Consider the following 12,829-nt stretch of genomic DNA (forward strand, 5'->3'; position numbering starts at 1 on the left):
GGATGGGGCAGCCCGCGCCCGCGTCGCGCATCACGCGGCGTCGGGCGCGACGTCGGCCAGCGTGAAGAAACCCGATGCGCGGCGCCCGAATGCATCGAGATAGAACGGATCGAGTTGACAGAAGGTCGTCAGGTAGGCCTGGAACCGCGGGTCGACCTGTCCGTCGGGCAGGCTCTGCTCCGCGCAGACATGCGGCGCGGTATGCCGGCCGAAGCGCAGCGCGACCCAGGCGTCCACGGCCACGTGCCGTTCGAGCACGCGCACGAGACGCGCCCGGAAATGCGGCCCGTCCAGCGCGTCGATCACGGTGCCGGTCTCGCGGTGAAAGGCGAGATCCTGCCATTCGAGCCGCATGCCTGTCTCCGATGAGGCAACCCGATTGGGCGTTACCGAAAAAAAGAATGCCGCGATAATCCGGGCATGGGGTGGCGCGGCCGGCACGCGGCCGCGGCCCGTCAGACGAAAGGATGGCGACATGCAGGTGGAACTCGCGCAACTCGCGCTGACCGACGGTGACGTCGAGCGCAATACCGCACTCGTGATCGACAGCATCGAGACCGCGGATGTCGCGGGCGGCACGGCGCTGATCGTGTTTCCCGAGACCACGTTGTCCGGGTTCCCGACCCGCGACACCGTGTTCGCGATCGCGCAGCCGCTCGACGGCGCGGCGCTCGGCGCGGTCCGCGCGGCGGCCCGGCGGGTGGGCGTCGCGGTCGCGGTGGGGCTCGCGGAGCGCGACGGCGGGCACTGCTACAACACCTCGGTCCTGATCGATGCGCGCGGCGAGATCGCGCTGCGCTACCGCAAGGTGCATCTGTGGGCGACCGACGTCGGCGTGTTCACGGCGGGCGATCGCTTCACGACCTGCCGCTGGAACGGCATGACGGTCGGCCTGCAGATCTGCTACGACATCGAGTTTCCCGAAGGCGCGCGGGCGCTGGCCTCGCTGGGTGCGGATCTGCTGATCGTCACCAACGGCAACATGGAGCCGCTGGGCCCCGTGCATCGCCGTGCGATGGCCGCGCGCGCGATGGAGAACCAGGTGTTCGCGGTGATTGTGAACCGCTGCGGCGAGGGCGACGACGATCTGGTCTTCGCCGGCGAATCGGCGCTGCTCGATCCGTTCGGCGAGTGCGTCGCGTCGGCCGGCCGGGGGCCGACGACGCTGCGCGTGCGGATCGCGCGCGAGCAGCTTGCCGCGAGCCGGCGCGATTATCGCTACCTTGCCGACGCACGGGTGCCGCTCGGCCTCGTGCGCGGCGAGCAGGCGGACACGCTGCTGATTCCACCGACGCGCTGAGCGCGCGACACCGACGCGGCCCGCCCGATCTCACGCCTTCACGAGACAGGACACGTCATGCGCGATACGGAGACTGGCTCGCGCATCTGAAACGGACTCCCGGCCTTGCGTCCGGGCGGCCTGCATCGCGCCGCCGGCCGCGCTTACTGCGAGCAGCGCACGTCGGCGCGGGGCACGGCGACGATCACGGGATACGTGCCGCGATCGAGTTCCACGCGCACGGATACGGTGACGAGGGTGTCGTCGTCCGTGTCGTCGTACACGCTGGCGCGCTCGCGCGACAGGGTGGTCACGCCGGCGCAGGCGGAGGCGCGTCCTTCATCGGACACCTGGCAGTGGATCGGGTTGTCGGCCAGATAGCGGTAGCGGTTGGCGCTCGCGAGGTACTCGCGGACGTTCTGCGCGGCCCCGGCGACGCCGGTGATGTAGACGGTCGAGCACGCGAGCGGGGCCGCGTCGGCGGCCGCGTTCGCCGAGATGAAGAGAGCGGCGAGCGCGGCGGCGAGGGAGGGTTTCATGGCGCGGATTCGGGCGTGGAGAAGCGGATGCGCGATTGTAGCGGTTCGTCGCGCGGTGCGTCGCGGCGCGCCGCGCGATCGACCGGGTGCGCGCCGTGATGTGGCGGGCCGGGGCACGGAAGGCGCGAATGCGCCGCCGCTGCGGCTGCGCTATACTTTTCGCCATGTGTACGACCCCGACTCTTTTCCTTCTTCGTCGTTGGTGGCGCGCCTGACCCGGGCGGCCCGTTTCCCTACGTACTTCGAAACCACGATGCCGCCAGTCATGGCGGCGGTTCGTTGAACGATCGATACTCATGGCTGGTGACGTCGCTTCCACCAGGAATGCCAGACCATGACGTCCACACCCCTCCCCGTCATTCTCACCGGCGATCGCACGACCGGCCCGCTCCATCTCGGCCACTACATCGGCTCGCTGCGCGAGCGCGTGCGGCTCCAGCACGAAGCGCGGCAGTTCCTGCTGCTCGCGGACACCCAGGCGCTGACCGATAACGTCGGTCGCCATCGGCGCGTGACCGCCAACGTGATCGAGGTGGCGCTCGACTACCTGGCCTCGGGCATCGCCCCCGAGCTGTCGACGATCTGCATCCAGTCGCAGGTGCCCGAATTGGCGGAGCTCTCGCAATACTTGCTGAATCTCGTCACGGTCGCGCGCCTCGAACGCAACCCGACGATCAAGGAGGAGATTCGCCTGCGCGGCTTCGAGCGTGACATCCCCGCGGGCTTTCTCACCTATCCCGTGAGCCAGGCGGCCGACATCGCCGCGTTCAAGGCGACCCACGTGCCGGTCGGCGCGGACCAATTGCCGATGCTCGAACAGACCAACGAGCTGGTGCGCCGCTTCAACGCCACGGTCGAGCGTCCGGTGCTGGTCGAATGCGAGGCGGTGCTGTCGCAGGTGCCGCGCCTGCCCGGGCTCGACGGCAAGGCGAAGATGAGCAAGTCGCTCGGCAATGCGGTCGCGCTCGGCGCGAGTCCGGACGAGATCACGCGGGCCGTGAACGCGATGTACACCGATCCCGGGCATGTGCGTGCGAGCGACCCCGGCCAGGTCGAGGGCAACGTGGTGTTCGCGTTTCTCGATGCGTTCGAACCCGATGTCGCGGCGGTCGAGGCGCTCAAGGCGCATTACCGGCGCGGCGGCCTCGGCGACAGCGTGGTCAAACGCGCGCTCGACGAGCGGCTGCAGGCGCTGCTCGCGCCGATTCGCGCGCGTCGTCGCGCGTTCGAACAGGAGCGCGGGGAAGTGCTGGCGATCCTGCGGCGGGGCACGGAGCGCGCCCGCGAGGTTGCCGCCGCGACGCTCGGCGAGGTGAAGGGCGCGCTGGGCCTGTCGTATTTCCCGAACTGAATACGTCGATCGCGCGAGTCGGACGACGCGCGCGACACCGCTCGTTGCATCCACAACCAAAATGCCGAATCGCATTGATGATCGATGTGAAATTGACGCGTCGCGTCATTTATTCACAAGCTGTTCGAAAGCAGGGGGAAAGCGCGAACGGATGATTTCGACAACACCCAGTATGGTGTTTGAAAAAACGTGAAGAGCCTTGGTTGGACAAGGCTTCGCGGCTGATCGACGTTTGGAATTCTGTATCAATTTACTTGTTCGAATCGTCGGATCATAGTCACACAAAACAAAGCGCCACGATAACGACGAGCGCAGACTACGGAGACAAGGATGATACGTAGATACGAGGGGTTGTCAGGACGACCGTTTCCATCTGATCGGAGACGCGCGAGTTTATTCACCGCGTGTTTTCGCATGACCGAGTGACCGGCGAGCCGCCGGATTCCAGCTGCTTTCACCGCCCAAGGGCGCCGCGCGCAAGCGCCGCGTCGCGGTGACGCTCGCGCATCGCGGCGGTTGCGCCTTCCCACACGCAGTCGAATCCCGCCCGGCGACGGGCGTCATACCAACCGGTGCGCCGTCGAGCGACACTGGAAGAGAAACAGTATTCAAGAAAAAGGAGGGGAAATGCTCTGCATTCCTAATCTGCGCGCGGCCGTCCTGTCCTGCGTGGTGGTCGCCATGCCGTTTGTCGCCGGATGCGGCGGCGGCAACAGCGACGACCCGGGTCCCATCAATGCCTCGCAGTGCTCGGGCAGCAATTGCCCGGCGAGCGGATCGAACACGACGCCGAGCCAGAATGTCACGCTGTGCCCGGCATCGCTCGACTACACGAGCACCTATTCGGGCGGCGCCGGCAGCGGCGAATACCTGAAGGTCCGGTTCGACACGACCAAGAAGACCTACCAGATGCAGTTCATCGAATCGTCGGTGCCGACGCTTCCGGACGAAATCAACACCACGCGCGCCGGCCTCACGATCAACGGCACGTTCCACAACGCGACGACGCTGCCGACCGCCGAGCAGAACCGCTGCTCGTTCGTGCTCGACAATGGCGCGACGGCGGACGGCACCTACAAGGTCACGATCAATCCCGCGGATCCGCCGATGATCTTCGTCGGCAACGGCGGCGTGATGGGCGGCTCCATCCCCGGTGCGACGATCTCCTACCCGGGCATCGCCGCGCTCGGCGGGCTCGGCAAAGTGCCGTCGCGCACCTTCGATTTCTATCCGTTCATCGGCTTCACCAGCACCGAGACGGATTTCACGAAGGTCGCGGGCAACTACAACGAACTGGGCGTCCACATGTCGCCCGTCGGCGGCAACTACCAGAGCGGCTCGTCGCCGATCGGCTGGGAACCCGACGTGGTCAACTGGAACCAGACCTTCAACGCGGACGGTTCGTGCACGATCACCCCGGGCAGCGACTACTCGTGCCAGACGACCGGCTCGCCGTGGACGCTGCGCAAGAACGCCGACGGCTCGAACGATACGGTGTTCGTCAGCAATGCGGTCGCCAACCAGTTCGGCGCGGTGTCGTATCCGGTCGCGGGGCAGGCGCCGGGCCTCGTGATCGTGACCCCGAGCCAGGCGAAGGGCATCATGATCGTGGGCAAGCTCAACGGCGTGCTGGTGCCGGTCGTGATCCGCGTCGGCTACGCGTACATTGATCCGAACTCGCTGCTCTCCTCGGTCGCCGATGCGGAAGTCGGCATCTCGGTGCTCGCGCCGTCCACGCCGATCGCCGCGAATTCGCTGCAAGGCGGCTTCATCGGCGCGACGAGCGCCTCCGCGTGCGGCGTGGTGAGTTTCACCGGCAACCTCGGCACCTCGGCGGCGGCCGGACCGTCCTTCAACCCGAACATCGCGCATCCGGACCTGCCGGGCGTGTTCGCGAACGGCGCATTCGCATCGCAGGCCGGCTCGTGCAACGACGGCACGGCGGTGTCGACGATGGCGGCCAACTACACCTCGACCTTGTTCCAGGGCACGACCGCCGGGCTGATCGATCCGCAGACCTCGCAGGTGAGCTCGCAGCTCTCGCTCGATTACTCGCAGGCCTCGCCCGGCAAGATCAAGGTGAATGTCCTGAGCGACTTCCGCGCGCAGGGCAGCACGGGCGCCGTGTCGATCTTCAAGAAGGGCGACACCGGCTACCTGATCAAGGTCGGCAATGTCTACGGCATGGTGGTCAACAACAGCCAGGTGAATCCGTTCTTCACCGTCGGCGCATTCGTCCGCTAACGCAGGACCAGGCGACGGCGCAGCGCGCGCCGTCGCGGTTATCAAAATATCGAGGATTCCTATGTATTGGCAGAAGTGGATGACCATTGCCGTGTTGGCGCCCGTGTTGACCGCGTGCGGCGGCGACGGCGACCCGCCGCCCGCGCCCGTGGTGCGACTGTGCCCGCAGACCATCGACTACAACACCGTCTTCACCGGCGGCTCGGGTTCCGGCGAACTGGTGAAGGTGCAGCTCGACACCACCAGGATGACGTACCAGATCACCTTCCTGGCGTCGCCGATCCCGCAGACGACCGGCACGGTGCAGCCGACGCGCGACACGGCGCCGAACAACGTCATGTCGGGCACGCTGAGCGACGAGACCGGCCTGCCGACCGTGAAGCTCAACCAGTGCACGTTCCGCCTCAACAACGGCAGCCTCGATCCGAGCCGGCCGGCGCGGATTTTCCTTGGCGAAGGCGTGATGGGCGGGGCGATCCCGGGCGCGACGATCCAGTTCGACGGCGTGATCGGCGTCGGCCAGATCGACAAGACGACTTTCCCGTACTACCCGTTCATCGCCTTCCCGTCGGTCGAGACGGATCTGACGAAGATCGCCGGCACCTACAACCAGCTCGGCTACCACCAGGTGCCGTCGCAGAAGTTCGCGCCGGTCGCGATCGACCAGCAGTTCGTGATTCGCGGCGACGGCAGCTATACGGAGACCGACAACTTCGGCAAGAAGAACGGCGGTCAGCCGCTCAGCTCGACGGCCATCGTCAACCAGCCGTTCCAGCTGCGCTCCGACGCGTCGGCGTTCCAGACGCTCAATTACCAGCCGCAGGTTCCGGCGACGCAGGCGTCGCTCGATCCGACCAAGGCGGGCAAGGGGATCCTGATCGTCGGCAAGCTGCGCAACCAGCTGGTGCCGGTATTCATCCGCACGGGCGCGGCGAACGCGAGCCTGCAGAACGGCTCGCCGGTCGCCGACGACGAGTCGGGCATCACGCTGCTGAGCCCGCGGGTGTCGGTCGGCTCGCAGGACGGCGAGTACACCGGCGTCGACAGCCAGTTCGACTACCGCGCCACCGCGATGGTCGGCTCGCAGGCGACCCTGCTCGATCCGTTCAACGCGTCGCAGGCCGGCCTCACGCGTCCGCTCAACCTGAACTTCGCGCAGACGGTGCCGGGCGTGGTCACGACCGTGCACGCGGATGCGGCCTCGGGGCCCGCGACCGGCAAGTTCATCTTCACCGGCGGCGTCTTCGGCTTCCTCGACATGGCCAACGCGAGCAGCCCGTACTTCACCGTGGGCGCGTTCGTGCAGTGAGCGTGCAAATACAACAAGGAGACAGGCGGGGCGCGCGGCGCGCGCTCCGTCGGAGCAGAGGACGAGGAGATCACATGAAGAAGCTGATTGCTGCGTGCGTCGTCGCTTGCGCGTCGACGGGCGCGCTGGCCCAGCAGGCGGGCGACAACGTCGCGACGCTCGGCTGGCTGCACATCATGCCGCAGGATTCGACCAACGGCCTGACGACCACGGTCGCGAACATGCCGATCAACGCGCCGCTGCGGCTGCCCGGCTCGTTCACGTCGCCGGGCACGAGCCTGACCGTCAACAACGCGGATACGGTGGGCCTGACGCTCACGCACTTTTTCACGGACCACATCGCGGTGACCTCGGTGCTCGGCGTGCCGCCCGAGTTCTCGCTGACGGGCCACGGCGTGATCAAGCCGTTCGGCCCGGCGGGTTCGCTCGGCAACGTCGATCTCGACAAGCCGGCGAACCAGCCGGCCGTGAAGAACGCGCGGCAGTGGAGCCCGACCGTGATCCTGCAGTACTACTTCAACAACGCGAACGCGCGCTTCCGGCCGTTCGTCGGCATCGGCGTGGCGTACAGCTGGTTCACCAACATCGAGCTGAACGGCAACTTCGTGCGAGACGTCAACGAGAACCTCGGCAGCGTGCTCGCGGCGGGCGCGAACAAGCCGGGGCCGACCTCGGTCGAGGCCAAGGCGTCGTCGTCGTGGACCCCGGTCTACAACATCGGTGCGTCGTATGCGCTGACCAAGCACCTCGGGCTCACGGCGACGCTGACCTACATGCCGCTCAAGACCTACTCGTCGATCATCGTCAAGGCGGCCGACGGGAGTGAGCTGTCGAACACGCGCACGCGTCTGAAGGCCGATCCGCTGATCACCTTCGTCGGGATTTCCTACAAGTTCTGATCCGCGGGCGCGCAGTCGAGGCGCCCGGGTATCCCGCGACCGAGCGGCCGGGTTCACCGGACCGCGAAGTCGCTTAACCGGCGGCAAGCCGCCATTCGTCAAGTGAGGCAGTTCCCATGAGCACTCGTAAGATCGTTTCGTTCGTTGTCGCGCTTGCATTCGCAACGGCTGCAGCTACACCCGCGCTGGCGGTCACGGTTACCCGTGCCGACGGCCAGGCGATGAACCCGAACGGCGAGCCGTTCTCCGCGACGGGCGCCACCAACCTCAACAAGGGCGGCGTGGCTGCCGCCTGCGTGTCGACCTTCAACGGCACCATCACGTCGTCCGGCATCGTGACGGTCACCTCGGCGCAGTTCTCGGGCGGCGGCCTGTGCGGCCTGATCACGAGCAGCGCAACCGGCACCAACCCGTGGACCGGCCAGGCCGACGACACGACGCACCTGACCATCAACAACGCTCAGGTCAATGCGTCGATTCTCGGCACCTGCGGGCCGAGCAAGGTCACGACGACGTGGAACGACACGGCATCGTCGCTGGCCTTCAACAATGCGGCGCTGACGCCGAATTGCACGATCAACGGCACCCTGACGACGTCGCCGGCGTTCAAAGTGCAGTAAGGCGTGACGTGCGGCGGCCCGGCAAGCCGCCGCATGCATGACGGCGCCATTCCGGCCCTCGGGCTGCTCGTCGCGAGGCGGGCGGCCCGGGCCGCGGCGGAAAAGGGCGCGGGGTGTGGCCGCGCCCGATGGCGTCGTGCCGTGTGGAAGCCGTCGACGCCCCCGGCGAGGGGCGCGACGGTGTTGCGGGATCGGATACGTCGTTCCGTGGGCCCGCTGGATGAGCGGCACGTGTGCCTTGCCGCCGCCGTTTCAGTTGTTTCAGTTGCAGATTCAGATTCCGCCCGGGGTGGGTCCGCCCGCACGAGCCAGCCTGGGTACGTCGTTGCATCGTGATGTGTTCACCGCCTGGTGAACGGACCGGCAGACGGCTGGTGCCGGAGCTGCCGACATTGGAGATGGGGAATCCTATGCAATCCAGCAAGTTTGTCTTGTCGCTGGTCGCGTTCGCGCTCGCGGCCGCCATGACGGCACAGGCGCAGGCCGTGACCGTGACCCGCGCCGATGGACAGCCGATGAATCCGAACGGCGAGCCCTTTTCCGCGGCAGGGGCGACGACGTACCTGAAAGGGTCGATCGTGATCAACTGCACGACGCGCATCAACGGCACGGTCACGCCGACGGGCATCGTGTGGATCACATCCGCGAGCCTGACGGGCGCGCCGCTCTGCCAGCTGGCACAGCCGAGCGCGTCGAGCGCGTCGATGTGGACCGGCCAGATCGAGACGTCGACCCAGCTGAGCATCAACAACATGGCGATCAACTGGAATCTGTTCGGTCCATGCGGACCGAACCAGGTGACAACCGCCTGGAGCAACGCGCTGCCCTGGGCCGACAACCCGTCGGGGCTGACTTTCTCTTCGGCGCTGCTTACGCCGAATTGCACGATATCGGGATCGCTCGTCACGTCGCCGAAGTTGCGCGTGGACTGAGCGGCAGCAGTAATGAGTTCCGGCGATGCGATGCCTGTCGATCACGGGCCGCGATGCGCATGGAGGAGCGAGGCGGGCAGACGGGCCAAGAGCCGGTCGCCTGCCTGGCAGCGAGCCGTACTGGAACCTGTCCGGTGCGCCGCGCCGCCGTCCCGCGAACCGGGACGCATGGCGGCAGGCCGCGGCCGTGAGGGCGGCGAGACAGGAACCGCGAAAGGGGATGCAGGAACCGGCGCGCCGCCGAGGGCGCGCCGCCCATCCCGCGACGCATGGGCCGGCGCGCGACATGAGCACGGGGTGCCGAACCGACAGGCGGGCGCGGCGCGGACGGGGGCCACCGTCCGCGCCGCGCCGGGGCCGGACATGGGGCGCATAACAACATAGATCGTTCCTGGCGCGGCGGCGGTCCGACAGCGTAACCGGGCCGGCCTCCCGAGGAGGCCGGCCGACGGATCGCGGCGCGCGTCGTCATAGATGGATGACCCATGCTCACCTACAACACGCAGTATGGTTACGCCAGCAGCCTGCCGCTCGACCGCCTGCGCACGGCTGCGTGGCTGCAATATCTGCTGGATCGCCTCGAGCGCGTCGCGCACGCGATGATCGCGGGCGGCAACGCGGCGATGGCCGCGGCGGGCCACGAGACGCTCGCGCGCCTGCGAGGCGTCGCGCGGTCGACGCCGCGTCTCGACGCGAGCCTGCTCGATCCGCTCTTCACCGCGATCCTGGGCGACGACGCGGATCACGGCCGCTGTTCCGGCACCGCGTACGGCACGCTCGCGATGGCGCCCGCGCGGCGCGAACTGCTGCTGATCGAACGCTACGTGCCGGGCTCGAAACGCGCCTTCGACGTCGCCCGCGGCGTGATCGACGCGTATGCGTGGCGCGATCCCGAGTTCGGCTGGGCCGCGCTCGAAGCGATCGAGGCGGGCATCGGCCACGAGCCGGTCGACAGCGATGCGCCGCCCGAGCCGGCCTCGATCCGCGCGGCGCGCGACGAAGGGCAGCCGGCGAGCCGCATCATCGATACGGTGATCGGTCGCGCCTGGCAGGCGGACGAAGAAGAGCGCCGCTTCGACACGATGGCCGCGCTCGTCGAATTCGCCGCGGCGATCGCCACCCAGACGCCGATCACGCCCGCGGCCTATGGCGGCGATCACAACAGCGTCGCGCGCGCGATCTGGCGCGAGCGCGGCGATCTCGCGTCGATCGATGGGCTGTTCGCCGCGCTCTCGGTGTGCCGTCTCGAACAGGTGACCGACGCGGGCAGCTTCTGGGCGTACTACCTGCTGGCGGGCATCCGCATCGCGGCGCCCGAGGTGATGCGCGAGATGGGGCGGCATTTCTACGGCGATGCGTGGCGCGGCTGGCTCGACGCGCTGCTTGCGCTGCCCGCGACCGGCGAGCTGGATCGGGACGGCGCGGCGGCGCTGGCGCGGCTGGAGGCGTCGATGAGTCTCGTCGCGCACCGCAATCCGATCGTTCACGCGCGCCGCAGGTCGGCGCGCTGAGCGACGCGCGGTGCGGCGGCGCCGGAATCTGGCATGCTGGCGGTTCCGTCATCATGTATTTCGGGGGGCCGCCATGTCACTGGATCGGATGCAGGTCGCGCTGCCGCTGACCGCTTGCAAATGCTGCGGCGGCGACAGCCGCCTGTGCGGCGTCGTCGATTTCTCGCGCTGCGGCGCCGATCATCTCGGCGGGCGCAAGGTCGATCCGTATGTCGGCGTGCCGGTGTATTTCCACCGTTGCGACGCATGCGGCTTCGTGTTCACGCGCGCGCTCGACGCGTGGACCCATGCCGATTACGCGGCGCACATCTACAACGACGATTACGGGCGGCACGATCCGGACTACCTGGGCAAGCGGCCGTTCGAGAATGCCGAGCTGATCGCGAAGAGTTTCCCCGAGTTGGCGCAGGCGAACGTGCTCGATTTCGGCTCGGGGCTGGGGCAGTTGGAGCGCGAGCTGAAGGCGCGCGGCTTCAGCCAGGTCGATTCCTACGATCCTTACGCGGCGCATGCGGAGGCGACGCGCGCGGGCCTGGCCGCCGCGTACCGGACGGTGGTTGCGTTCGAGGTGTTCGAGCATCATCCGCAACCGCGTGAGCTGATCGCCGAACTGGCGGGCTTTCTCGACGACGACGGCGCGATCCTGTTCAGCACGATGCTTGCCGACGACGCCGTGATGGCGGAGGGCATCGATCGCTGGTGGTATTGCGCGCCGCGCAACGGGCATATCTCGTTCTATGCGTCGCGCGCGCTCGCGCGCCTCGGCGCGCCGCACGGGCTCGTCGCGGGCTCGTTCAACGAGAATTTCCACTTTTTCTACAAGCGCGCGCTGCCCGCGTGGGCCGCGCGCTTTTCTCATCGGCTCTGCGTCGCGTGACGCGTCCGCGCGCCGACGCGCGCGGACGGCCGCGGAGGCGCGGTCGGCGTCAGATCGCGAGGCAGATCTTGCCGAAGTGCTTGCCGTCCGCCTGATGGCGGAACGCGTCGGCGATCTCGTCGAGCGGGAAGCTGAGGTCGACGACCGGCTTGAGGCCGGTTGCGTCGAGCGCGCGCACCATCTCGATCTGATGCTGGCGGCTGCCGACGATGAGCCCTTGCAGCCGTTGCTGGCGCGTCATCAGCGTGACGGTGGACAGTGGCCCGGCGATGCCCGTGAGCACACCGATCAGTGCGATGTGGCCGCCGATCCGGCAGGCCTCGATCGATTGCGCGAGCGTGTCGGGGCCGCCGACCTCGATCACGTGATCGACGCCGCGCCCGTTCGTGTAGTCGAGCACCTTCGCGGCCCAGTCGGGATCGCGCCGGTAGTTGATCAGGTGATCGGCGCCGAGCGCGCGCGCCCGTTCCAGCTTTTCGTCGGACGAGGACGTGACGATGACCGTCGCGCCCATCTGCTTGGCGAACTGCAGCGCGAAGATCGACACGCCGCCCGTGCCGAGCACGAGCACGCTGTCGCCGGCCTTCAGGTTGCCGTCGACGACCAGCGCGCGCCAGGCGGTCAGCCCGGCCGTGGTCAGCGTCGCGGCTTCCGCGTGGCTGTAGCCGCGCGGTGCGTGCGTGAACCACTGCGCGGGCCGCACGACGGCTTCGCGCGCGTAGCCGTCGACGCCGTCGCCGGGCGTGGTCTTGAAGTCCGCGACGGCCGGGCCGCCGTCGAGCCAGAGCGGATAAAAGCCCGACACCACCGCGTCGCCGACCGCGAACTCCGTGACGCCTTCGCCGACCGCCTCGACGACGCCCGCACCGTCCGACATCGGGATGCGCCCGTCGGCGGCCGGCAGACGGCCCATGACGACGCCGAGATCGTGGAAGTTCAGCGAGCTGGCGTGGAGACGCACGCGGATTTCGCCGGCGCGCGGGGCGCCCGGATCGGGAAGATCGACGCGGACGAGATGATCGAGGCCGCCGGGCGCGCGCAGGGTGATGGCTTTCATACGGAACTCCTTGAGGAAGCGGCGTCCCGCCCGGGATGGCGGCGGGGACGCGGTGGATTGGGACGGCAGGCGGCGCGCCGGCGCACGCGACCCCGGGGCGGGGCGCGGCGCGGCCGACGGGCAGCACGCGAGGCGATTGTCGACCGGTAGGGTGATGATGACAAGAAGGTACAATTAAAGCCGGTACTATCAAATGTGTAGGTATAAGGCG

11 protein-coding genes and 1 pseudogene are annotated in these 12,829 nt (G+C 67.9%); 9 read left to right on the forward strand and 3 right to left on the reverse strand.

All coding sequences use genetic code 11. The features are described from left to right. Positions 1-39: 39 nt before the first annotated feature. A pseudogene (locus Bsp3421_RS33820) lies at positions 40-354 on the reverse strand (helix-turn-helix transcriptional regulator); the annotation flags it as partial. A gap of 121 nt (positions 355-475) precedes the next feature. Here Bsp3421_RS33820 and Bsp3421_RS33825 point away from each other — a divergent pair. Further along, entirely contained in the window at positions 476-1,300 is an 825-nt protein-coding gene (locus tag Bsp3421_RS33825) for a nitrilase-related carbon-nitrogen hydrolase (protein ID WP_274001439.1), read from the forward strand. 143 nt (positions 1,301-1,443) lie between these two features. On the opposite strand, the gene Bsp3421_RS33830 is transcribed toward Bsp3421_RS33825, so the two are convergent. After that, positions 1,444-1,818: a hypothetical protein gene (locus Bsp3421_RS33830; RefSeq protein ID WP_274001440.1), complete on the reverse strand. Its 375-nt coding sequence runs from the start codon at positions 1,816-1,818 to the stop codon at positions 1,444-1,446. 334 nt (positions 1,819-2,152) lie between these two features. Between Bsp3421_RS33830 and trpS the strand changes: the two genes are divergently transcribed. From trpS to Bsp3421_RS33870, 8 genes are all read left to right on the forward strand, one after another. Then, positions 2,153-3,169 carry a tryptophan--tRNA ligase gene (trpS, locus tag Bsp3421_RS33835; protein ID WP_274001441.1) on the forward strand — a complete coding sequence of 339 codons (1,017 nt, stop codon included), beginning with the start codon at positions 2,153-2,155 and terminating at the stop codon, positions 3,167-3,169. A gap of 627 nt (positions 3,170-3,796) precedes the next feature. Next, positions 3,797-5,413 (forward strand): DUF2957 domain-containing protein, encoded by a 1,617-nt coding sequence (locus Bsp3421_RS33840; RefSeq protein ID WP_274001442.1) that lies wholly within the window; start codon positions 3,797-3,799, stop codon positions 5,411-5,413. Positions 5,414-5,474: 61 nt separating this feature from the next. After that, positions 5,475-6,722 (forward strand): DUF2957 domain-containing protein, encoded by a 1,248-nt coding sequence (locus tag Bsp3421_RS33845; RefSeq protein WP_274001443.1) that lies wholly within the window; start codon positions 5,475-5,477, stop codon positions 6,720-6,722. Between the two features lie 74 nt (positions 6,723-6,796). After that, a complete protein-coding gene (locus Bsp3421_RS33850) occupies positions 6,797-7,621 on the forward strand; it encodes an OmpW/AlkL family protein (RefSeq protein ID WP_274001444.1) in 825 nt (274 codons plus the stop codon). Positions 7,622-7,737: 116 nt separating this feature from the next. Further along, positions 7,738-8,241, forward strand: coding sequence for a hypothetical protein (locus Bsp3421_RS33855; protein ID WP_274001446.1), 504 nt, complete (start codon positions 7,738-7,740; stop codon positions 8,239-8,241). Positions 8,242-8,651: 410 nt separating this feature from the next. Next, on the forward strand, positions 8,652-9,173 hold the full coding sequence (locus Bsp3421_RS33860) for a hypothetical protein (RefSeq protein ID WP_274001447.1): 522 nt from the start codon (positions 8,652-8,654) through the stop codon (positions 9,171-9,173). Positions 9,174-9,658: 485 nt separating this feature from the next. After that, positions 9,659-10,684 (forward strand): hypothetical protein, encoded by a 1,026-nt coding sequence (locus tag Bsp3421_RS33865; protein ID WP_274001448.1) that lies wholly within the window; start codon positions 9,659-9,661, stop codon positions 10,682-10,684. A gap of 73 nt (positions 10,685-10,757) precedes the next feature. Beyond that, positions 10,758-11,561, forward strand: coding sequence for a class I SAM-dependent methyltransferase (locus tag Bsp3421_RS33870; protein WP_274001449.1), 804 nt, complete (start codon positions 10,758-10,760; stop codon positions 11,559-11,561). A gap of 49 nt (positions 11,562-11,610) precedes the next feature. Here the strand turns inward: Bsp3421_RS33870 and Bsp3421_RS33875 are convergent, their stop codons facing one another. Next, positions 11,611-12,618 (reverse strand): zinc-dependent alcohol dehydrogenase family protein, encoded by a 1,008-nt coding sequence (locus Bsp3421_RS33875; protein ID WP_274001451.1) that lies wholly within the window; start codon positions 12,616-12,618, stop codon positions 11,611-11,613. Between the last annotated feature and the right edge of the window lie 211 nt (positions 12,619-12,829).

Origin of the sequence: Burkholderia sp. FERM BP-3421 (assembly GCF_028657905.1) — a bacterium.
Taxonomy (GTDB): Bacteria; Pseudomonadota; Gammaproteobacteria; order Burkholderiales; family Burkholderiaceae; genus Burkholderia.